Origin of the sequence: Bradyrhizobium sp. BR 10289, assembly GCF_019455385.1 — a bacterium.
In the GTDB taxonomy this organism is placed as follows: Bacteria; Pseudomonadota; Alphaproteobacteria; order Rhizobiales; family Xanthobacteraceae; genus Bradyrhizobium.
The window spans coordinates 1-21,678 of sequence record NZ_JACOFR010000032.1; the positions used below are offsets into that span (position 1 = coordinate 1).

At 64.3% G+C, this 21,678-nt stretch carries 24 protein-coding genes and 1 pseudogene; 12 read left to right on the plus strand and 13 right to left on the minus strand.

Annotated features, from left to right (window positions below):
• Positions 1-264: 264 nt before the first annotated feature.
• On the minus strand, positions 265-717 hold the full coding sequence (locus tag HYH08_RS33395) for a hypothetical protein (RefSeq protein WP_228748252.1): 453 nt from the start codon (positions 715-717) through the stop codon (positions 265-267).
• Positions 718-1,009: 292 nt separating this feature from the next.
• On the opposite strand from HYH08_RS33395, the gene HYH08_RS33400 reads away from it, so the two are divergent.
• Entirely contained in the window at positions 1,010-1,267 is a 258-nt protein-coding gene (locus HYH08_RS33400) for a DUF2798 domain-containing protein (RefSeq protein ID WP_220014072.1), read from the plus strand.
• A gap of 58 nt (positions 1,268-1,325) precedes the next feature.
• Entirely contained in the window at positions 1,326-2,552 is a 1,227-nt protein-coding gene (locus HYH08_RS33405) for an MFS transporter (RefSeq protein WP_220014073.1), read from the plus strand.
• Here the strand turns inward: HYH08_RS33405 and HYH08_RS33410 are convergent, their stop codons facing one another.
• The 3 genes and pseudogenes from HYH08_RS33410 to HYH08_RS37920 form a co-directional block, all read right to left on the minus strand.
• Positions 2,553-4,340, minus strand: coding sequence for a chloride channel protein (locus tag HYH08_RS33410; RefSeq protein ID WP_220014074.1), 1,788 nt, complete (start codon positions 4,338-4,340; stop codon positions 2,553-2,555).
• A gap of 8 nt (positions 4,341-4,348) precedes the next feature.
• Positions 4,349-5,002: an L-fuculose-phosphate aldolase gene (locus tag HYH08_RS33415; protein WP_220014075.1), complete on the minus strand. Its 654-nt coding sequence runs from the start codon at positions 5,000-5,002 to the stop codon at positions 4,349-4,351.
• Between the two features lie 168 nt (positions 5,003-5,170).
• Positions 5,171-5,374: pseudogene (locus tag HYH08_RS37920) on the minus strand (MarC family protein); the annotation flags it as partial.
• A 104-nt stretch (positions 5,375-5,478) separates the two neighbouring features.
• Between HYH08_RS37920 and HYH08_RS33425 the strand changes: the two are divergent.
• The 4 genes from HYH08_RS33425 (at position 5,479) to HYH08_RS33440 (ending at position 9,175) form a co-directional block, all read left to right on the plus strand.
• On the plus strand, positions 5,479-6,048 hold the full coding sequence (locus HYH08_RS33425) for a YciE/YciF ferroxidase family protein (protein WP_220014076.1): 570 nt from the start codon (positions 5,479-5,481) through the stop codon (positions 6,046-6,048).
• Positions 6,049-6,237: 189 nt separating this feature from the next.
• The gene (locus HYH08_RS33430) at positions 6,238-6,621 is read left to right on the plus strand and encodes an Hsp20/alpha crystallin family protein (RefSeq protein ID WP_220014077.1); all 384 of its coding nucleotides are present in this window, start codon (positions 6,238-6,240) and stop codon (positions 6,619-6,621) included.
• Positions 6,622-6,629: 8 nt separating this feature from the next.
• Complete coding sequence (gene lon, locus HYH08_RS33435; protein WP_220014078.1) at positions 6,630-9,014, plus strand: endopeptidase La; 2,385 nt, start codon at positions 6,630-6,632, stop codon at positions 9,012-9,014.
• A 5-nt stretch (positions 9,015-9,019) separates the two neighbouring features.
• Positions 9,020-9,175, plus strand: a complete 156-nt coding sequence (locus tag HYH08_RS33440; protein WP_220014079.1) for a hypothetical protein — start codon at positions 9,020-9,022, stop codon at positions 9,173-9,175.
• Between the two features lie 72 nt (positions 9,176-9,247).
• Here HYH08_RS33440 and HYH08_RS33445 read toward each other — a convergent pair whose 3' ends face one another.
• The 7 genes from HYH08_RS33445 to HYH08_RS33475 all read right to left on the minus strand — a co-directional run bounded on the left by HYH08_RS33445 (position 9,248) and on the right by HYH08_RS33475 (position 14,511).
• Positions 9,248-9,550 carry an HU family DNA-binding protein gene (locus HYH08_RS33445; RefSeq protein WP_220014080.1) on the minus strand — a complete coding sequence of 101 codons (303 nt, stop codon included), beginning with the start codon at positions 9,548-9,550 and terminating at the stop codon, positions 9,248-9,250.
• Between the two features lie 332 nt (positions 9,551-9,882).
• The gene (locus HYH08_RS33450; protein ID WP_220014081.1) at positions 9,883-11,115 is read right to left on the minus strand and encodes an acetyl-CoA C-acetyltransferase; all 1,233 of its coding nucleotides are present in this window, start codon (positions 11,113-11,115) and stop codon (positions 9,883-9,885) included.
• Between the two features lie 234 nt (positions 11,116-11,349).
• Entirely contained in the window at positions 11,350-12,813 is a 1,464-nt protein-coding gene (locus HYH08_RS33455) for a GH1 family beta-glucosidase (protein ID WP_220014082.1), read from the minus strand.
• Positions 12,814-12,961: 148 nt separating this feature from the next.
• Positions 12,962-13,369, minus strand: coding sequence for a hypothetical protein (locus tag HYH08_RS33460; RefSeq protein ID WP_220014083.1), 408 nt, complete (start codon positions 13,367-13,369; stop codon positions 12,962-12,964).
• 103 nt (positions 13,370-13,472) lie between these two features.
• Positions 13,473-13,835 (minus strand): hypothetical protein, encoded by a 363-nt coding sequence (locus tag HYH08_RS33465; RefSeq protein ID WP_220014143.1) that lies wholly within the window; start codon positions 13,833-13,835, stop codon positions 13,473-13,475.
• Positions 13,836-13,868: 33 nt separating this feature from the next.
• Positions 13,869-14,129, minus strand: a complete 261-nt coding sequence (locus HYH08_RS33470) for a hypothetical protein (protein WP_228748253.1) — start codon at positions 14,127-14,129, stop codon at positions 13,869-13,871.
• Complete coding sequence (locus HYH08_RS33475; RefSeq protein ID WP_220014084.1) at positions 14,110-14,511, minus strand: hypothetical protein; 402 nt, start codon at positions 14,509-14,511, stop codon at positions 14,110-14,112. The genes HYH08_RS33470 and HYH08_RS33475 overlap by 20 nt, the downstream gene beginning before the upstream one ends.
• Before the next feature lie 354 nt (positions 14,512-14,865).
• Here HYH08_RS33475 and HYH08_RS33480 point away from each other — a divergent pair, with 354 nt between their 5' ends.
• From HYH08_RS33480 to HYH08_RS33490, 3 genes are all read left to right on the plus strand, one after another.
• Positions 14,866-15,903, plus strand: coding sequence for a DUF1236 domain-containing protein (locus HYH08_RS33480; protein WP_220014145.1), 1,038 nt, complete (start codon positions 14,866-14,868; stop codon positions 15,901-15,903).
• 26 nt (positions 15,904-15,929) lie between these two features.
• On the plus strand, positions 15,930-16,247 hold the full coding sequence (locus HYH08_RS33485) for a hypothetical protein (protein WP_220014085.1): 318 nt from the start codon (positions 15,930-15,932) through the stop codon (positions 16,245-16,247).
• Positions 16,248-16,470: 223 nt separating this feature from the next.
• Complete coding sequence (locus tag HYH08_RS33490; protein ID WP_220014086.1) at positions 16,471-16,674, plus strand: hypothetical protein; 204 nt, start codon at positions 16,471-16,473, stop codon at positions 16,672-16,674.
• A gap of 74 nt (positions 16,675-16,748) precedes the next feature.
• Here the strand turns inward: HYH08_RS33490 and HYH08_RS33495 are convergent, their stop codons facing one another.
• Complete coding sequence (locus tag HYH08_RS33495) at positions 16,749-17,015, minus strand: hypothetical protein (RefSeq protein WP_220014150.1); 267 nt, start codon at positions 17,013-17,015, stop codon at positions 16,749-16,751.
• 42 nt (positions 17,016-17,057) lie between these two features.
• Here HYH08_RS33495 and HYH08_RS33500 point away from each other — a divergent pair, with 42 nt between their 5' ends.
• The 3 genes from HYH08_RS33500 (at position 17,058) to HYH08_RS37765 (ending at position 18,634) form a co-directional block, all read left to right on the plus strand.
• Complete coding sequence (locus HYH08_RS33500; RefSeq protein WP_220014087.1) at positions 17,058-17,897, plus strand: VOC family protein; 840 nt, start codon at positions 17,058-17,060, stop codon at positions 17,895-17,897.
• Positions 17,898-17,940: 43 nt separating this feature from the next.
• Entirely contained in the window at positions 17,941-18,357 is a 417-nt protein-coding gene (locus HYH08_RS33505; RefSeq protein WP_228748254.1) for a putative quinol monooxygenase, read from the plus strand.
• Positions 18,358-18,502: 145 nt separating this feature from the next.
• A complete protein-coding gene (locus tag HYH08_RS37765) occupies positions 18,503-18,634 on the plus strand; it encodes a hypothetical protein (RefSeq protein WP_283844193.1) in 132 nt (43 codons plus the stop codon).
• 16 nt (positions 18,635-18,650) lie between these two features.
• On the opposite strand, the gene HYH08_RS33510 is transcribed toward HYH08_RS37765, so the two are convergent.
• Entirely contained in the window at positions 18,651-21,476 is a 2,826-nt protein-coding gene (locus HYH08_RS33510; RefSeq protein WP_228748255.1) for an ATP-binding protein, read from the minus strand.
• Positions 21,477-21,678: the final 202 nt, after the last annotated feature.

The window sequence follows — 21,678 nt, forward strand, 5'->3', positions numbered from 1 at the left end:
TCGCCCCTCAAGATCGAGCCGGGATGGGCGATACATACGACAAATCCGAATTTCGATAAAGCGGAATATTTTTGCGCAACGCGATTGACCCAGCAGTCGCGTGTTTTGCCCGACGGGCAGCGCACGATCTTGTAGCCCGAATGACGCCACCGGGCGGCACTTCGCGCCGACCCGGTGGCAGGCTCCACGTAATCCGTGAATCTCGACACAAGCGATAGCGGCCCCGGATTGCGCTGCGCTCCATCCGGGCTACGCGAACTCACATCAATAACGCGGGTCGCCCCAGACGCGCGGATCCTGGCGATAGGCAGGCGTCCAGCCACCGGCATAGGGCTGCCGGTAGCCGCCACCGCCGTAATACGCGTGGCCACCATAGTACGGGCCGCCGGGTGCATAGGCCGGGCCGCGATCGTAGTAATATTGGTTCTCGTAATACTCGCGGCGACGGCTCTCGGCGATCGCCCCACCGATGATGCCGGCCGCAGCGCCCATGACCGCAAGGGCGGCGGCGTTCGATCCGCGGCGCGCATAGCGGCGCTTGGCGGCGCTGAAATCGGTAGCGTCGGACGCAGCCTGGCCGACCAAGGCCGCCTTGACAGGTGCGCCGGACGACGCCGCGGCGGACGGCGATGTGGAGGCGGTGACCAGGGCGAGACTGGCGAAGGAGGCCACCAGCGCCTTGCGGCCAACTACGGAAATCATGGGTCCAACACTCATTTTGACTTTCCTTTGTTCTCGCCCAAAAGGTGATAAGCAAACAGTCGATAACGGGCAAACCACTGGAATGGTTTCAGGATCGCGGCAATCTGCCACGCTTTGAACGATTGTAAACCGAACGCGCTGATCCAGCTTGCACCACGCAACCTGAGCGGATAATGAACAGCCGCGCGCCGTTTCCCGGTCGCCGTAAGCGTTCACGTGAACCAACGCATCAACCGACGCTGTCGGGATCGATGCCATTTTCAGGGTTCACCGTGACTGACGCGTCCTTTTCCTCGAAAGAAATCAGATGATTGCGGTTCGCAAACTGCCGGCGCGCTATGCGCCGATCGTGATGCCATTCGTGCTGTCCATCCTCATGACAGCCGTGGTGTCGGTCATTTCGACGCTGCGGAGCCTCGGCGCCACGCCGGCGTTCCTGGCGACGTGGCCGGGCGCCTGGGGGCTGTCATGGCTCGTCGCCTTTCCGACGTTGCTGATGGTGCTGCCACTGGTCCGCCGGATCGTGGCCTGCCTCGTCGCGTCTGCTCCTCAACCAGGCCGATAGCCGGCGCGGACGGCAGCGCTTGCCGCGCGCCGTCCCGCTTCCATGATTGTTCACCGCCTTGGACCAAGCTTCCACACTTCCCATCTCGCCCGTCGCGCTGTCGCGACATCCTCCACTGCTGCTCTACATCGCCGCGCGAACCCTGTCGGAATTCTCCTATCAGGTCGCAACCGTTGCGGTCGGCTGGCAGATCTATGCGCTGACCGGCAGCGCCTTCTATCTCGGCCTTGCCGGCCTCGTACAGTTCATACCGAGCGCCCTGCTCGTCTTCGTCGCCGGACATGCGGCCGACCGCCACGACCGCAGGCGCATCGTCCAGCTTTGCGAGCTGACGCAGGGTCTGGCCGCCGGCTATCTCGCCGCACGGCTGTTGATGGGCACGCTCACCGCAGCCGAGATATTCATCGTGCTCGCCGTGTTTGGATTATGCGGCGCCTTCGAGAGTCCAGCCTCGTCGGCGCTGCTGCCGGCGGTCGCGCCTGAGGGCATGCTGCAACGCGCAACCGCGCTCTCGACCGGGGCCTGGCAGGTCGCGGCCATCGGCGGTCCGGCCGTTGGCGGGCTCGCTTATGCGATTGCACCGAGCGCGCCGTTCGTGCTGATGGCGCTGCTGTCGCTGGTCGCGAGCGGCCTCAGCGGCATGATCCGGGTCGAGCGTGCCGCCCCCTCGGAGCACGAGGGCGTCGACGGGCTGTTCGTCGGCCTGCACTTCGTTCGCAGCAATCCTGCGATCCTCGGCACGATCTCGCTCGATCTGTTCGCGGTCCTGCTCGGCGGCGCCACTGCGCTGCTGCCGATCTATGCCAAGGACATCCTGCAGGCCGGCCCCTGGGCGCTCGGCGTGATGCGCGCTGCACCAGCGGTCGGCGCGCTGCTGATGACTGCGGTGATCGCGCGCAATCCGATCACCCGGCGCGCGGGCTTACGCATGTTCCAGGCGGTGATCGCCTTCGGGCTTGCCACGCTCGTGTTCGCCTTCTCGCGCAACATCTGGCTCTCGACCATCGCACTCGCCGCGATGGGCGCCGCGGACACGATCAGCGTCGTCGTCCGCGTCGCGCTGGTGCAGCTCACAACGCCCGATGCCATGCGCGGCCGCGTCGGCGCGGTCAACTTCCTCTTCATCAACGCCTCCAACCAGCTCGGCGAATTCGAGAGCGGCATGGCAGCGGCCCTGCTCGGCGCGATGCCGGCGGCAGCCCTCGGCGGCCTCGGCACGATTGCGATCGCGCTGCTCTGGATGAAACTGTTCCCGGTGCTGCGGGAGGTCGATCGGCTGGAGTGATTACGACAAAGCCCCGAGCACGCCGCGCGTGGCCTTGTCGATCTCTTCGACGTAGCGGCGGCGGGCGAAGGTCTCGGTGAGAAAGCCGACGACCTTGCGGCTGTCGGTGGAATCGACCACCGCCAACATCTCGGCCTCGGCCTCGTCGAATACCGCCATCGCCGACTTCACGTTCATTTCCGGGATCAGCACGATGTCGATCAGGCGGGCGAGCTCGATCACCTGGATGTCGTCGGCGATGGTGTCGAGATCGTTGGAGAACAGATCAGGCAGCAGGACGAGGCCGACATATTCGTCGGCATTGTTGACGATGACGACACCGGGCCGCGAGCCGAGCGCGAATTCGCGGCGCGCGGCGGCGATGGTCGTGGTCGACGGCACCTTGCCGACGTCGGAGCGCATCAGGCGCTCGACGGTGAGGTTGCGCAGCCAGCCGACGTCGTTGGCGCTTCGGATGGTCTCGCCGCGCAAGTGCAGGCGCCAGGTCGAGAAGGAATGGCCGAACATGAAGCGGACGCAGATCGAGGTGACGATGCATCCCGCGAGCACCACGGCGGTGACGTCGACATTGCGGGTCATCTCGAGCACGAGGAACGACATGGTCAGCGGGCCGCCGACGATGGCAACGCCGAGGGTGGCCATGCCGGTCAGCATCGCCACCAGCGGGTCGATCGCGAAGTCCGGGCTGATGAGCAGGAGAACCGCGGCGAAGAATTTTCCGATCAGGCTGCCGACGAACAGCGAGGCGAAGAACAGACCGCCGCGGAAGCCCGAGGCGAGCGAGATCAGGCAGGCCGTCACCTTCAACGCGATGATGATGGCGATCAGGCTGATGGTCATGTCGTGGAAAAGGTCGAGCACCATGGCGCCATGGCCGGCCGCCAGCACCTGCGGCGTCACCAGGGCAAAGCCGCCGACGATGAGGCCGCCGGCGACCGGCCGGAGCCAGACCGGCAGCCAGGCGAACAGGCGTTCGAACATCGGTGACGACCGCATCACCGCGATGCCGACGCCGCTGGTAACGAGCGCGAGCCCGATCAGCGCCAGATATTGCTCGACGCCGACGGCGCTGACCTTGGGAATTTCGAGGGAGTACGGCGCGCCGCCGAGCCATTGCGCGGTCAGCGCGCCGGCGAGCGAGGCCGCCAGGATCGGCGCGGCGCTGCCGACCGAATAGACGCCGACGATCAGCTCGCAGGCGTAGAAGGCCCCGGTGATGGGCGCACCGAACGCGGCTGCGATGGCGGCGGCGGCACCGCAGCCGACGATCAGACGGAGGTCGTTGCGGCGGAGATTGAAGAATTTGCCGAACAGCGAGGCGATGCCGGAGCCGATCTGGGTGTAGCCGGCCTCCAAGCCGACCGAGGCGCCGCAGCCATTCGAGATCAGTGTCTGGCTCGACACCACCACGCTGTCGCGCATCGACAGATTGCCCCCGCGCAGCGCATTGGCCTCGATCGGGTCGACGGCGTTGGAGATCTTCAGCCGCCGCCGCCACCATTCCATGACGCCGAGCGACAGACCGCCCAGCGCGGGCGCGATCATCGCCGCCCAGGGACTGACATAGGTGTTGGCCGAGAGGCGCACATCAATGGGAATGCCGTAGATCACGACATGGGCGATCTGCGCGATCTCGGCCATCAGCGTCACGATCGCGCCGGCGAGCGTGCCGATCACCAGCGCGAGCGGGATCAGATAGAACTCGTTGCTGCGCAACAGCGCGCGCAGCCGCACCATGACGCGGTTGGACGCCTTGCGATCGGTGAGATGTCTGATCCGCGCGAACACCGCCCGCCCTAACCTTCCGACAGGCCGTAGCCGGCCATGCGCTGGCGGACGCGTTCGATCTCCTCGCTCGACAGCAGCGGCGGCGTCCCGATCTGGAGGCAGCCGTGATATTGCCGCGCCAGCGTCTCGACCTCGACGGCGAGCCACATCGCCTTGTCCAGCGTCTTGCCGACTGCGATCATACCGTGGTGGTCGAGCAGGCAGGCATGCCGGCCCTCCAGCGCGCGCAGCGCATGTTCGGACAGTTCGGCCGTGCCGAACGTCGCATAGGGCGCGCAGCGGATGCTGTCGCCGCCGGCGGCCGCGATCATGTAGTGCACGGGCGGGATCTCCATGCCCATGATCGCCAGGATGGTGCAATAGGTCGGGTGGGCGTGGACGACGGCGTTGACGTCGGCGCGCGCCTTCAGGATGTCCAGATGAAAGCGCCACTCGCTGGATGGCTTCTGGTCTGGCGCGTGCGAACCGTCCATCGCCATGGCCACGATCTGGTCGGGTGTCATGGCCTCATAGGGCGTGCTCGTCGGCGTGATCAGGAGCCCGTCCCCATGCCGGACGCTGATATTGCCCGAGGTGCCCTGGTTGATGCCGAGCGCATTCATGCGGCGGCAGGCGTCGATGATGGCCTGTCTCTTGGCGAGCTCGTCCGCTGTCATCGACATCCCGATCTCATCTCGACCTTCCGGCAATGGCGTTTGTTAGACCGGAAGTACGTCAAAGCAATATGGCAGTGCAAGAGAAAGCGGCGGGATCTGACGCCGTCTCGTTCGATGTATCGTTACATTAAGAATTAGATCGCAAAATCAACAGATTAAAGGATGGCCGCAGCTTCAGGAAAGGCTCGCCCGGACGGCCGCAATTCCGTTGACGACGAACTGCACCGAATAGGCCGCGAGCAGCATGCCGAGCACGCGCGACAGCACCCATTTGTGGTGCGCCGGAGCTCAGCGATCAGGTGAGCCGAGACGAAGGCACAGGATGCTGAGCGGGCAGACCGCGACGACGATCGCGATGATGGCAAGCCTCGCCCCATAGCGGCTCGTGCAGGGCTTCGTGGAACATTTGCCGATCCCAGTTCTTGATCGCGTGAGGATTGAGGAAGGGCGTGCCTTCCCGTGTTGCCTCAAGAGGAGGACCAATGGCTAAGAAAGCAAAGAAACGTGCGCCTGCGAAAAAGACCGCATCGCGCCGTCCGCGTCAGGCACCTAAGATGCTCAGCGACCTGTTTCTGGAAACGCTGAAAGACATCTATTTCGCGGAGAACAAGATCATCAAGACGCTGCCCAAGATGGCGAAGGCTGCCCATTCCAAGGACCTTGCCGCCGCCTTCAACAAGCATCTGCGGGAGACGCAGGGTCAGGTCAAACGTCTTGAGCAGATCTTCAAGATGCTGGACAAGCCCGCGCGTGGCAAGCCGTGCGAGGCGATCAACGGCATCACCGACGAGGGCGCCGAGATCATGAAGGACTTCAAGAACGCCCCTGCGCTCGACGCGGGCCTGCTCGCGGCGGCTCAAGCCGTGGAGCATTACGAGATTTCCCGTTACGGCACGCTGCGCACCTGGGCCGAGGAGCTCGGCATGCCAGAGGCAGCACGCCTGCTCCAGGATACGCTGGACGAGGAAGAGGCCACCGATCACACGCTGACCGAGCTCGCAACGTCAGTGATCAACCTTGAAGCGGAGGCCGAGTACCGCGAAGCCGCCTGATCGACGATCCCGCCCAATTGTTGCCTCCGGCGCCGCGGAACATGTTTCGCGGCGTCGGATGCGTCTGAGCGCAAGGGGCCTGCACCCGTTCGAGAGGCAGGCATGCTCAAACGTGCGATGCTGGAATTTGCGGGAACCATCCCCATATCCTCGCTTTCCAACCCGCAGCGCCTTCCCCCGAGTTTTGCCATGCCACCCAAAAATCCCCTCGACTGGATGCTGTCCGAAGCCCTGGACCAGCTGACCCGCGGCGAACGCATGCGCCAGCAGTTCGGCCGCCAGGAATCCTGCTGGGAGCCGCCGATCGACGTGCTCGAGACCGAGCATGAGCTTCTGATCCTGGTCGCGCTTCCCGGCGTCAATCCGGACAATGTCGAGACGGTCATCCATGACGGCGTCCTCGTCGTCTCCGGCCAGCGCACGCTGCCGCCGGAGCTTCGCAACGCGCGCATCCACCGCCTCGAGCTGCCGCAAGGGCGCTTCGAGCGCCGGATTGCCCTGCCCCTTGGCCGCTATGCCATCAGCCGCTTCGTGATGGACGGCTGCGTCGCGCTGCGCCTCGCCAAATCCTGAGGTCGATCATGGCCACCGAACAGATGAATACCGAACAAGCGAATCCTGACGTGAAGATCCCCGAAGACGCACTGATCATCATCCCCGTGCGCGAAATGGTGCTGTTTCCCGGCGCCATCGCGCCGATCGCGATCGGCCGGCCGAAGTCCATCGCCGCCGCGCAGCAGGCGCTGCGCGAGCAGCGGCCGGTCGGCATCGTCCTGCAGCGCCGCCCCGAGACCGAGGAGCCCGGCCCGGACGACCTCTACCGGGTCGCGACCATCGCCAATATCGTGCGCTACATCACCGCCCCCGACGGCACGCATCACATCGTCTGTCAGGGCGTGCAGCGCGCGCGCATCCTCGACTTCCTGCCGGGGACGCCGTTCCCGGTCGCACGGTTCCAACAGATTCCCGAACCGACCGCGATCTCGCCCGAGATCGAGGCGGGTGCGCTGAACCTGCAGCGCCAGGCCATCGAGGCGATCGAGCTGTTGCCGCAGGCGCCGCCCGAGCTGGCCGCGATGTTCCAGGGCACCAGTGCGCCCGGCGCGCTGGCGGACCTGGCGACCTCGTTCATGGACATCAAGCCGCAGGACAAGCAGGAGGTGCTGGAGACCATCGACCTCGGCTTGCGCGTCGAGAAGGTGTCCAAGCACCTTGCCGAGCGGCTGGAGGTGCTGCGCCTCAGCAATGAAATCGGCCAGAAGACCAAGGCCTCTTTCGACGAGCGGCAGCGCGAGGCGATCCTGCGCGAGCAGATGGCGACCATTCAGCGCCAGCTGGGTGAAGGCGACGGCAAGGCGGCCGAGGTCGCCGAGCTGACGGCTGCCATCGCCAAGGCCAACATGCCGCCGGAAGCGGACGCACATGCCAAGAAGGAGCTGCGCCGCTACGAGCGCATGCCCGAGGCTGCCGGGGAAGCCGGCATGGTCCGCACCTATCTGGACTGGCTGATCGAGCTGCCTTGGGCGCTGCCCGAGGAGAAGCCGATCGACATCACGGAAGCCCGTCGCATCCTGGATGCCGATCACTTCGGCCTGGAGAAGATCAAGAGCCGGATCATCGAATATCTGGCGGTGCGCAAGCTGGCGCCGCAGGGGAAGGCCCCGATCCTGTGCTTCGTCGGCCCGCCCGGCGTCGGCAAGACCTCGCTCGGCCAGTCCATCGCACGCGCGATGGATCGCCCGTTCGTGCGCGTCAGCCTCGGCGGCGTGCATGACGAGGCCGAGATCCGCGGTCACCGGCGCACCTATATCGGCGCGCTGCCCGGCAACATCATCCAGGGCATCAAGAAGGCGGGCGCACGCAACTGCGTCATGATGCTGGACGAGATCGACAAGATGGGCCGCGGCGTGCAGGGCGACCCTTCCGCCGCCATGCTGGAGGTGCTCGACCCCGAGCAGAACGGGACGTTCCGGGACAATTATCTGGGCGTGCCCTTCGACCTGTCGCGCGTCGTCTTCATCGCGACCGCCAACATGCTGGACCAGATTCCGGGTCCGCTCTTGGACCGCATGGAGCTGATCAGCCTCGCCGGTTACACGGAAGACGAGAAGCTGGAGATCGCGCGGCGCTACCTGGTGCGGCGACAGCTGGAGGCCAACGGCCTCACCGCCGAGCAGGCCCAGATCGAGCCGGACGCGCTGAAGCTGGTGGTCAAGGGTTACACCCGCGAGGCCGGCGTGCGTAACCTCGAGCGCGAGATCGGCAAGGTGTTCCGGCATGCCGCGGTGCGGATCGCCGAAGGCACGGCGACGAAGGTCGTGGTGACGGTGAAGGACATCGGCGACGTGCTGGGACAGCCGCGCTTCGAAGGCGAGATCGCGCTGCGTACCAGCGTGCCCGGCGTGGCCACCGGCCTCGCCTGGACGCCTGTCGGCGGCGACATCCTGTTCATCGAGGCGACGCGCGTCCCCGGCAAGGGCGGCATGATCCTGACCGGCCAGCTCGGCGAGGTCATGCGCGAGAGCGTGCAGGCGGCGCTGACGCTGGTGAAGAGCAAGGCGCCGCAGCTCGGCATCGATCCGTCCGTGTTCGAGAAGAGCGACATCCACGTTCACGTTCCGGCGGGTGCGACCCCGAAGGACGGGCCGAGCGCCGGCGTTGCGATGTTCACGGCGCTGACGTCACTGCTCACCAATCGTACGGTGCGCAGCGACACCGCGATGACCGGCGAGATCTCGCTGCGCGGCCTGGTGCTGCCGGTCGGTGGCATCAAGGAGAAGGTGGTGGCTGCCGCCGCCGCGGGCCTCAAGCGTGTGATGCTGCCGGCGCGCAACAAGCGGGACTATGACGACATCCCGAAGAGCGCGCGGGACAACCTCGAATTCATCTGGCTGGAGCGCGTCGACGAGGCCATCGCCGCGGCGCTCGAGCCGGCGGTCGAGGCCAAGGTCGAAGCGGCGGAGTGACAGCGATGAAGAAACTGCTGGAAGAAGCAAAGCGTTCGCGGAAGACGCAGCGACTACGCCAATTGCTCGATTGGGCCATCGACCGGGTGCGCGATGCGCTTGCAGGACCCGAGCCGCGGCTTCAGCCGATCCCTGTTCGGGTCAAGCGCCGCAAGAACTGAGGCCCCTCCGCCTCAGCCCTCGCGGTCACTCAAACCAGAAGGCCCCCTCTCATCGAGGGGGCCTTTGCGTTATCAGGCCACGGCGTCCTTGGCGGCCTTGACCGGGCGGGCGCGGACGATCTTCCGGGCCGGCTTGGCCTTGAACATCATCTCTTCACCCGTGAACGGGTTGGTGCCCTTGCGCGCCTTGGTCGCGGGCTTCTTGATGACCACGAACTTTGCGAAGCCCGGCACCAGGAACAGGCCGTTCTTCTTGAGCTCCTTGTGGCCGACGTCCGTGAGCGTCTCCATGACGTTCTTGACGTCGCGCTTGGAAAGCTCGGTAGCGGTCGCGATCTTTTCGATCAGCTGCGATTTGGAAAGTTGGGTTGCCATCGTGTCTCCTCTGATTCGTGACGGCTGCATATTAGACCAACCGGCGAAGGCCTATAGCCTTCTGCACAGTTTTGTCGCGATTTTACGGGCTTTTTTGGCCCTCTGTGGCAAAAACCCCTGCTTTTTAGCCACTTCCTGAACGGGAGAAGCCTCGGGCAGCGGTTTTTGCCTTGTTTCAAAGGCCCGCACGCTGCCTTGCTAAAGCTGATTCGAGGCTTTCGACAAGCGACGACCGGCCTCTTTGCCAAAGACCGGTCGCGATTCACCCTGAAAAACAAGGCTGGATCGTCGCCCTGCGACGTTTTTCCCTGCTTTTTACGGGGTGCGGCGAGCTAGACCCGCTCGATGATGATCGCCGGCGCCATGCCGCCGGCCGCGCACATGGTGACGAGACCGCGCTTGAGGTCACGCCGTTCGAGCTCGTCGAGCACCGTGCCGATCAGGATCGAGCCGGTGGCGCCGATGGGATGGCCGAGCGCGATCGAGCCGCCATTGACGTTGACCTTGGCGCGGTCGAGCTTGAGGTCGCGGATATATTTTTCCGCAACGACGGCAAAGGCCTCGTTGATCTCGAACAGGTCGATGTCGTCGATGGTGAGCCCGGCTTTCGCCAGCACCTTGCGCGTCGCCGGCACCGGCGCATTCAGCATCAGGGTCGGCGAGTCCCCCATATTGGCCATCGCCACGACGCGGGCGCGCGGCTTCAAGCCGTGCGCCTTGGCATAGGACGGCGAGGCCAGGAGGATCGCCGCAGCGCCGTCGACGACGCCGGACGAGTTGCCGGCGTGGTGCATGAAGTCGATATCGAGGTCCGGGTACTTCTGCAGGATCAGGCCGCGATAGGTCGTGCCCCTGTCGTCCAGCGCATGGTCGGCGACCGCCGGGAATGCCGGCTTCAGCGCAGCCAGCCCCTCCATCGTGGTCTGCGGCCGCGGATATTCTTCATGGTCGAGCGCGAGGCTGCCGTCCTCGCGATGTACGGGCACGAGGCTCTTGTTGAAGTGGCCGCCGGCAATCGCCTGCGCGGCGCGCTTCTGGCTCTCGAGGCCGAGCGCATCGACGTCCTGACGCGTGATGCCTTCTAGCGTCGCGATCGCATCGGCGCAGACGCCCTGGTGCGACTGCGGATGGCGCGCACGCAGGCGCAGATTGCCGCTATCCATCATCATCGGACCGCCGCCGCGACGTCCTTCCATCGACATCATCTCGCAGCCGCCGGCGATGACGAGATCTTCGCTGCCCGCCATGATCGAGGCTGCCGCCATGTTGACGCTGGTGATGCCGGAGCCACAAAAGCGGTCCAGCGTCACGGCGCTGGCGCGCACGTCGTAGCCGGCATCGAGCGCCGACATGCGGCCGAGATCGCCGCTCTGGGTCGCGACCTGCGCGCTGCAACCCCAGACGATGTCGTCGACATCGGCGGTATTGATGCCGGTGCGTGTCGCGAGCGCGCGCAGCACGGTCGCTCCCAGCTGCTGCGGATGAATGCCGGACAGCGCTCCCTTGCCGGCCTTGCCGATGCCGCGCGGAGTGCGGCAGGCATCGATGATCAGCGCGTCGGTCATGGACGTTGTCCTCTTGTTATGAACGTTAAGGACGGTTTTCGATCAGGGGGAGAGGCGAGTCAATGCGGGGTGCTTCCTCTTCGCCTCTCCCCGCGTGCGGGGAGAGGCCGGATTTTACGCGCAGCGGAAAATCCGGGTAAGGGGGAGCCTCGGCAAGGACGGTGACAGACGGACTCGCGGATAGACCCCCTCACCCCGACCCTCTCCCCGTAAGAACGGGGAGAGGGAGAAGGGCTACGCCCCCGCCGCGTTCTTCGAGATCACGTTGCGGTAGAAGCTCGCGCTGAGTTTCGGTGTGCGCACCTGCGTGTCGAAATTGACATGGTACAGCCCGAAGCGCTTGTTCAGCCCGAACACCCATTCGAAATTGTCCATCAGGCTCCAGAGGAAATAGCCGCGTACCGGCACGCCCTCGGCGGTGGCGCGCTGCAGCTGGGCGAGGTAGTTGCGCAGATACATGATGCGGTCGGTATCGTAGATCTTGCCGTCTTGCGTCACCACATCGTCGCCAGACGTGCCGTTCTCGGTGATGTAGATCGCATCTGTCTTCCATATCTTTGCGGCCAGCTTCGGCACCCAGTAGATCGTCTCCGGCGCGATGCGGAGCCAGTCCGAACTCATGTGCGGGAACGATTTCGGGATTGGCAGCGGCATGAAGCCCGCGCCTTCCTCGGACGGCACCACATAGTTCTGCGGCGCATAGATGTTGAGGCCGAGGAAATCGACCGGCGATCCGATGATCTTCAGCTCGGCATCGGTGTATTTCGGCGCATTAGGCCCGGCGTATTTCAGGAAGGCGTCGGTGTACTGCCCGGTCATGATGACGTTGAGATAGCCGGCGTTCATCTCGCGCAGCGCGATCTCGGCAGCGCGGACATGCTCGGGCGTGTCGATCGCGGGAACGCAGACGTCGATATTCTCGGCCGGCCCTACCCGCGTGCCGCGGCGGGCGCGCGCCCGCACCGCCTGTACCGCGATCCCGTGCGCGAGCGCGGTGTGGTGCCTGATCTGGTTGACCTCAGCTTGCGGCAGGGTCTCGCCGGGCGCATCGATGCCGAGGCCATAGCCGAACTGCACGAAACGGCCGCTCTCGTTTAGCGTGAACACGTTCCTGACGCGATCGGTCAGGCGCTCGGCGACATAGCCCGCATAGTCGCCAAAGATCTTGCAGGTCTCGGTCGAGCGCCAGCCGCCAAAACGGTCCTGGAGCGATTGCGGCAGGTCCCAGTGATAGAGCGTCGCCCACGGCTCGATGCCGTTCTTCAGCAGCTCGTCGATGAGGCGGTTATAGAAGTCGAGCCCCTTCGGGTTCGGCTTGCCGTCCCCCTCCGGAAACACCCGCGGCCAGGCGATCGAGAAGCGATAGGCCTTGCAGCCGAGGTCCTTGATGAGGGCGACGTCTTCCTTGTAGCGATGATAGTGCTCGTTGGCGCGGTCGCCTGTGGTGCCGTCCTCGATCTTGCCGGGGATGCGCACAAACTTGTCCCAGATCGAGGCCCCTCGGCCGTCCTCGTTGACCGCGCCCTCGACCTGGTAGGACGAGGTCGCCGTGCCCCAGACGAAGCCAGCCGGAAAACCGTTGGCGCTGCGTGGCACGGTGGCCTGCTTGGCGTCGGCGAGTTCGAGGGGACCGGTGACACCGGCTGCGGACAATCCCGCTATTTTCGCGAACTGGCGACGCGAGACCTTGTCCGACATGTGATGCTGCTCCGGAGGTGATGCTGGTGCGGCGGCACAATGGCGGGTCGAGAGCCGTTTGAGAAGCGGGAGTCCTGCGACTTGCGGATGCAGAATTGCGGACCAGGGCGCTATCCCGAGATAGGGGCCCCTGCGCCCTCGCCCGCGATCAGCGCGAGCGCTTCGGCAGCTTTGGAAGCTTGTCCGGATTAAAGGCGGGAAGCTGCGCCGCCCGTTCGGGTGCCGCCACCGTCTGTTCAGTCAGAATGAGCGTTCCCTGGAGGACGACGCCGGGCGCCTCGGCGGCCGTTGCTGTATAGGTCGCGATCTTGCCAACGCATCTTCCTTCGATGTTCAGCGAGAGCTCGTCATAGACGCCGAAGATTGTCACGCGTCCTTCGGTATGACGTTTCGTCCGCACCGTCGCGGTGAAGCGATCGCCGTCGACCTGACATGTGCCGTGATACGTCATCAGGCTGTCGCGGCCCCAGATCTGGCCGTCGGCGACATGGACAATGCCCGCGCCCTGATCGAGCGGCGTCTTGAACCAAGCTGCGTAAGTCCCGTCCTTCAGCATGGGAGCAGTCTCCCCTGGCATTCCCGGGGAACAATCCGCATAGACAGCCTTAAGAAACCGTTAAACGGGGGTCCGGGCCAATCCGGCCCTCAGCGCTCTCCGCCTATGAGGACAGACGAAGCCAGACGTCCTTGCTCGCCAGCGTCCCGTCTGGCGTTGCGATCTCCATATCCACGACGTGCAGGGAACCGGGCCGATCAGCGTAGATATATTTGAGGTGCCACATCGGACCCAGCTCAGGCGAGATGGCGAAATCGTCCAATCCCTCGGCGATCGCGCGAACAGCCTCGCGATGTGCCAGTGGCGCAGAAAACATCGCGTCGATCAAATTGGCGAGGCTCATCCCTTCGACCAGCATGAGGCGCGCGACTTCGTCACCATAGACGTGCCGAAGCGCCGCAACGATCGAAGCGACTGCGGCCGGATTTTTCAATGACACAGCAAAGCGAGCCTCCGGGGCCATCATGCCGGAGGCGGCAGCCACTTTCAATTCGAGCAACTAGAGGCCATCGAAAGAAATATCGGGTGCGGGAAGCGCATGATCCTTGGCTCGTTTTGCCGCCAATTTTCGATAAGCCTGCGCCTGCTCCAGCAATTGCTCTCTGAATGCCGGATCGGCCTCGCTGGTCGCCAGCTTCTGGAGCTGTCTTGCTCGCTCGAGATACTGGAGCAACAGCTTCACAGCGGAGCGCTCGAGCCGAGCGGCAGACAAATCGATCGGATCGTTCCTCCCATAAGTCTCACCATCGCGCAATGTCATGCTGATCGAAGGCCAGCCGCCGTTGAGGCTGCCGACGGACCGAATGCTGCCACTGCGCGCTTTGATGGCGCACCTTTCGAGGAGGCGCCGGCTCCGGCGCGGTGGCTCGCGGCGCGGATGGCGCTGGCTCCGACGTCATCGCGAATGCATTGCCGGGCTCGGGCCGCTCGGCCGTCAGCACATTTGGCGACATCAATGCAGGCGAAGACGTGTCGAAAACAATCTTCTCCGGAAGATTGCCGATCGAGTGGATTCTAATGATGGTCCGGTCGACGTCAGCATGCTCGACGGGCTCGTCGGGCCTCGGCAGGCAGGCATCAAGTGCCAAGAGCAACGTGAGCAATGCGCTTCCCACGATCAGAAAATAGCGGAAGATCGGCACGAGCGTTCCATCCTGGCCAGCAGACATCAACGAAGTTGGGGCGGCTCCGGCTGTGCGGGGGGCGCAGATAAGAGCCGGAGCCGCGCTGCTGGCCTGCGGGGGACATGCCAGACGAAAGCTCAATTGCGACATCTCATCATCGTTCCATGAACTGCCGTTTTTTCCCGATACTTGGTGACGCCCGATCGACCTGGGTCATGGGCCCGGCCTGAGCCGGTCTATCGGCCCGCCCCATTTTCCCCGACGCTTCATCGCAGCGCACCGCTGCGCGAACACGATTGCCATTTTATCCCGAATAGGAACCGATGACCCGGTCGGATGTTGTCGCGGGCCATTCAGGAGGTTCGCATGAACATGAACACCCGCTTATTCTTGACCACGACAGCCGCCCTCGCGATCGCGACTTCGGCCTTGGCTCAATCGTCGCCGGGCTCGTCGACCTCGACTCCCACCACGTCGCAGCAGCAGAACTCAACGTCCGCCGCGACTCCGGCCGCGCCGAGCACAACGCCCTCCTCATCCGCCACGACGCCGTCGAACTCCGCACAGACCTCCACCCCGTCGTCCAACTCTGCCCAGACGCAGGCGCCGGCTCCGAGCGGCACCAACACGAGCAGCACGCAAACGCAACCCGCGAGCAGCTCACCCACCCAGGCCCAGACCAACTCGCCGTCGAGCAATCAAACGCAGAGCGCGAATCCGCCGGCCTCGAACACCAATCAAGCCCAATCGCCAACGGGCAGTGGCTCGACCAACACGGCGCAGCAGCCGAATAGCCAGCAGAATACCGCCAGCCAATCGTCGAACACCAACGTCAATGCTTCGGTCAACATCAATGACCAGCAGCGCACCCGCATCAGCTCATCGATCTCGCATCTCAACGTCCAGCCGCTGACCAGCGTGAACTTCTCCCTGTCGGTCGGCACCGTGGTGCCCAGGGACGTGCGCATTCAGCCGCTGCCGGCCGATGTCGTCGAGATCGTGCCGCAGTATCGCGGTTACGACTTCGTCCTGGTGAAGGACGAGATCGTGATCGTGGAGCCCTCCAGCTACAAGATCGTCGCGGTGATGCCGTATTCGGGACGCTCGACGGCAGCCGCGCCGGCGCGTTCCGAGCCACGCAAGACGACCTTCAGCGATCGCGACCGCGAGGTGATCCGCAAGCATGCCAAGGCGCGGCCCGTCGAGCGCGAGCGGCAGACCACCGGCAGCACGGTTCGCACCGAAATTCGCACGGGCGAACGCGTACCGGAAGGCGTGGAGATCGAAAGCTTCCCCGACGAAGTCTATCGCGACGCCCCGAGCCTGCGCGAGTACCGCTACATCCACCGGGACAGCCGCACGTACATCGTCGAGCCGCAGGAGCGCCGTATCATCGAAGAGATCGATTGAGTTCATTCATTGAGGGAGAGACGACCATGAAGACCATCGGACTTGGAATTCTCGCAGCCGTTCTTTGCGGCTCGGCCGCCACGGCCGCTCCGCTGAATCCGACCATGCCCGGCTCGACGGATGTATCCGCCACCGAACAGGTGCGGCTCGTCTGCAACGAATATGGCCGGTGCTTCCGGACCCGCGGACCGCGTTACGTGCAACGTTACTCCGACGCCGATGACGGTTATGTCGTCCGTCGCAGCTATGGATATTACGGCGGCCCCGGATATTATGATCGCGGCTACGGCTATTATGGCGGCGGCCCCAGTGTGGGCTTCAGCTTCGGCACCCGGAGCTGGTAAGCGAAACAAGGGGCCGCTGTCGCAGCGGTCCCTTCTCGCGTCATGACCAGCCCATCACGCTCTGACGAGCACGCTGAGATCGCGACATAGCTCGCCGAGACGATGCTGCGCTGAACCTGCCGTGTTCCCATGACGTATCTGCTCTCAGCGACATCACCAGCAGCACGCAAGAACCTTGACGAGCATGGATAAAGGACGGAACGGTCGACTCGACGAGAGGCTGGTGGAACTGATGGACAGCGAGTGGCAGACGGCCGCCCAGATTCAGCGCCTCTCCGGCGGGGACACGCTGGAAGTCGCAAAATCCCTTGACCGCTTATGGGAAGCGGGACGCATCGATCGGGAGACGCAGGAGATCGGCATCGGTGCACGACGTAAGTCAGGGGGCATTCAACTGCGCCGCATCAGATATCGGCGCAGGCTCTGAAGCCTCGATAGCGCTCGACGCATCGCCTCCCGGTGCGCAGCGATCGCCTCGATCCGCCGTGCCGCTTCCATCCGCTATTCCGGCTCGACGCCGAGCCCCTGGATGATCTTGCCGGACGAGACGAGCTGATCGGCGAGAAAGCGCCTTGCGGCCGGTGTCGTCGCGGCATCGGCGGCTTGGTCTCCGCGACCTCCGAAGGCGATGCTGGTGGTGCGGCATCGTGGCGCGTCGCGTGCGATTTGAAAAGCCGTGCAGCCGGGCTTCGGCTGCAGAATTTGCGGCACAAAACCAACGGCAGAATTTACCTCAATTAACCTGCAAAGCTCGCCGTTCTCCAGCAAGTTTCAGATCGCCGCACGTCGGTGAAACGATGGAGACGTAAGATGAGTGACGAGACGAACCTCGACACGAACGACCTAGGACGCCGGGATATTCTTCTCACGGCCGGAGCGATGCTGGCAGGAATGGCTGCAGCGGTCCCGTCGGTTGCGAATGCCCAAGGCACCCCGCGCACCGCTTCGGTTGCACGCGACTCCGCGCCGCTCGGCGCACGCCTGCAAGGCGTTCAACATTTCGGCGTGACCGTGCAGAACATGGATCGCGCCTTCGAGTTCTACACGGAAGTGCTCGGCGGCACCGAGATCTTCCGCGACGGCGACTTCAAGGGCGAACCGATCCACAACACGTTGCTGACCGATCAGGAGATCGAAGCGCGCGAGCGCCACGTCAACCCCTGCACGATCGGGGTTCCCGATCTCAGGGGCGGCACCCAGCGCCTCGACGTCCGCTTCGTCCAGTTCGACAATGTCGTGATCGAGCTCTTGCAATATCGCGACGCCAGCCAGCCGTCGGGCAGCGGCGACAGCTTCGCGGAGCCGCGCGATCACATGAGCCCGGCCTACCCGCGCTCCATGCACATCTGCTTCTACGTGAGGGATGACGTCGACTTCAACAAGTTCATTCACGACCTCGAGGCCGAATCCGCGCGCCGCGGCATGACCCAGGTGCGGGCCAATCGCACGATTACGGTAACATCGGAGCAGCAGCGCCGCGCCGCCCCGATGGAGACGAACACCAATCGCATCACGCAAGGCCTCTCGGAAGGCTGGGAGCTGATCTACTGCAAGGGCCCGGAGGGAGAGCAGCTCGAGTTCGTCAAGGCGCTGGGTCCGGTGAAAAAACGCTTCGCCGACGCGCTCAGCGCCCGTCAGCAGCGGGGCTGAAACTATTCGACAGCTGAGCTTATCGGAGAGAGGAATGAACTCGATGATGTCACTGAAACGAATGATCCCGGTCCTCGCTGCTGCCGCTTCGCTCGTCGGCGCGGTGTCGGCCGCTGCCGAGGAACGCGACGGCGTTCGCTATCGCGCCATTTCCGACGGAGCCTATTCGATTGTCGCGGAAGTCCGGGCCAAACCGGGCAAGGAGCGCGCGCTTCGCGAGGCAACGCTGCCGCTCGTCGCGCTTGTCCGCAGCGATCCCAAGAACCTGGTCTACTTTCTCCAGGAGGACCGCGCGACGCCGGGCCGCTTCGTCTTCTACGAGGTCTTCGCAAACCGCGCCGACTTCGACGCCCATAACGCGATGCCTTATGTCCAGAAATGGTTCGGCCTACTGCCCGAGCTGGCGGAAGGCGGCGTCGTGGTCAGGCGACTGGAGATACTCGGCCACAGCGGCGGTTGAATCACCTCGGGCCATCGCGGCGAACCGGCGACGACGGCGCGAGCGATTTTAACCTCGTTTAACTGCCCTCACGTTCGTTCCTGTTCGATACTGGCGGGCGCGGCCGCCGCGTCGAAACGCAGGTCGACACCACAGGAGGAATATCATGGCGATGAAGCGCGACTCGGCGAGGCGGATGGACGCCGAGACGCTCGAGCTGAACAGCTCGCACGTACCCATGCTGTCCCAGCCCGGTGCCGTCGCGGACGTCATCGCGAAGGCGGCGGCAGCGCTCTAGATTCGAGCCGTAGGCATCAAGACAAGCGGGCAATCTGCCGCCGGGCGATCGACCCCGCTCTGGTCCCGTCAAAAATCTCCCGGGCTCGGGCAAGGCCGGGAACGTGTTCTCGATCGTCGAGACGGTCTAACAGCTCCTTGACGACGGCATGCGCGACCGCCGGCCGTCCAGTCATCAACTCCAGTTCGGCCAGACCGATGCTGGCGTCGCATTCATGGAAATAGATACCCTGGAGCCGCATCAATTCGATTGCTTTCCGGAACAGCGCCCTAGCTGCCTCCAGATCGCCCGGCCGACCGCGCGCGATCAGGATCCTTGCGAGGACGGGGTTGTACCGTCCAATGAACCGGCCATCCCGATCGCCGAGGCATTGTGTCATCGCCTGCCTTGCCGCGGCCTCCGCCCCGTCCAGATCGCCCAGCAAGCGTCGCGTGTCCGCGAGTTCAACCCACAAGATCGGATGAAGCGTTCCCGTCTTCAGGATGAACCTGTCTCGCAGGCTGCGGGTCAGACTGCGTTCCGCCGCTTCGAGATCATGGGATTCCTCCCGGATCAAAAGCGCCTGAAAGACATCGACCACGACGCGCCATGGACGATAAAGGTTTGCGACAGCCTCGAGCTTCCGCAAATAGAGCCTCACGCATTCGAAATCGCCGGATGCAAGGTTGGCCCAAATCGCGCCCTGGCCGAGCACAAAATACAGGGTTGTCACGTGGCCCAGGCTTTCCGCCTGGCTGAGGGTCGCGGCCAGCAATGACCTCGCCTGGCCGGAATACCCCAGATAGAGCTTGGCGAGCCCCAGCCCGACCTTGCAGGAAATGACCGAGTCGATACCGCCGAAATACAGCGAGATCCTCCGGGGAATCACCGATCGGTCGTCCAGGAACGCCTCGAATTTCTGGTGGGCCAGTTTCGTGTCGGAAGCCTCGAAGGCCTGGAAAGCAGACCAGCGCAGGAGAAGTCTCGACATCACGGGGTCGTTCGATCTCTTGCAGACCGCCGAGAACGCATCGATGTAGGGCGAGGCGGGGCGCCTGGTCAGGAGCATGTTCTGGATGATGCCGTACAGGGCCCGCATCTCCAGGAAATCGTCGCGCGCGATTTGCGCCGCGCGCCATGCGTGCTCGTAAAGGCTCGCGCCCTCGAGACCCGGTACATAGACCTGCGCCGCCGCCAGCGCGACCAGCAGGCGCGATCTCACGGCGGGCCCCACATCGGGACAGCTGTCGGCGAAGCGCAATGCCAGCGCCAGATGAGGAACGCCCTGCGCGAGCGAGGTGAACTCGAGCCACAGGCGCTCGGCTGCAAGAACCAACGCGATGCCGAGCGCGGGATTGGTCGAGAACGCCCAATCGAGAGCGACGCGGACTTCGTCGATATAGCCGCGCCGCCTTGCACTCTCCGCCGCGGAACCCTGGACGTCCCAATCCGTCCGCTCGAGCACGTCGAGGAAATGCCGCGCGTGGCGCTCGTGGACCAGTTCCCGGTCGCCCGCCGAGTCCAATGCCCGAGAGGCATAGGCCCGCGTCGTCTCCAGCAAGCGGTACTCCAGCAGCGTGGCGTGATGGTCGACGCTCAGGAACGACTTGCTCGCCAATGCGACCACTGCTTCGCGGACACTCGCCATGTCCAGACCGTCATCGCTTGCAACCGCGATGGCGGCATCAAGGGTGAACGGGCCGGCAAAAATGGCCAGGCGCCCGAGCACCGTACGCTCCCGCTCGGGAAGCAGGTTGTAGCTCCAGTCGATCGTGGCGGCGAGCGAACGGTGACGCGGAATAGTGGTCCGGCGATCGACCCAGAGCAGTGAAAACCACTCGTCGAGCCCGCGACGAACCTCGTCGAGGCCGAGGACATCGACCATCGACGCGGCCAGCTCGATCGCCAGGGGCATCCCGTCGAGGTGCCGGCAGACATCCGCGATGGCGGCTGCGGCGGTGTCGTCAATCACGAAGCTCGGAAGTCTGTGGCAGACGGTTCGCGTGAACAACCGCGCCGACGAATAATCCTGGATGTTCCCGGCTGTCACCGGAACGGACGGCGGCGGAGTTTCCAGCGGGTCGAGACGCCAGACCAGTTCGCCTTCGATCCGCATGGTTTCGCGGGTCGTCACCAGAATGTGGACGTCGCTGGTGTCGCTCAGCACGCTTTCAGCGAGGAGCGCGACATTCTCGGTCACATGCTCGCAGGAATCCAGCAGGAGCAGCAGGCGCCGGCCATGGAGCGCAAGCAGGACCTGATCGAGGCTCGCGGCGACGTGAACCGGCAGATCGAGCGCGCCGGTGACCGCCGCACAGACCTGACTTCCGTCAGTAATCCGGTCGAGCTCGACCAGGCAAACCCCATCGCTATAGGACCCTTCAAGCTCACGGGCGACGGCAAGCGCGACAGTTGTCTTGCCGATGCCGCCGGGCCCGACGACCGTGACCAGCCGGTTATTCTCGAGGAGCTCCTTGATGTTGCCGATCACCGCGGCGCGGCCAATCGGCGCGTTCGCCGCGTCAGGCGCGCGCCATCGACGCCTCGGCGCGTGATAGACGCCGACCTCGCCGACGAAGCGGTATCCGAAGGACGCCTCTGCGCGAATGAGGTCTCCGTACTCAAGAAGGGCTTTTCTCAGACCGGATATCTGAACCTTCAGATTGGCTTCGGTCACGATCCGCCCAGGCCACGCCCGATCGTAGAGCGCGGCCCTCGACACCAGCTCACCCGGCGCTTCCAGGAGAGCGCCCAAGATTGCAGCCGCCCGCGAGCCAAGCTTGACGGGCGTTTCACCGTGCAACAGCAGGCGCCTGGCCAAGCTGAAGCGAAATGGTCCAAACGTTATCTCCGGACCTGACATTAGCCTGCTCAGCCCTCAGCGTCGCGATCGTCCATCGGTCAGCAGCTCGGCGAATGCACTGAGCGATTGTTGACCTAAAGGCCACCGCAACCCCACAAGGTGTCGCAGGCAGGATCATTGGCCGTGGTCAGTACTCCGCCGGTACGAAGGTACGGAACTATCAGGCACAGGACCGAAGTTCTTCCGGATTGGCACGAATAGA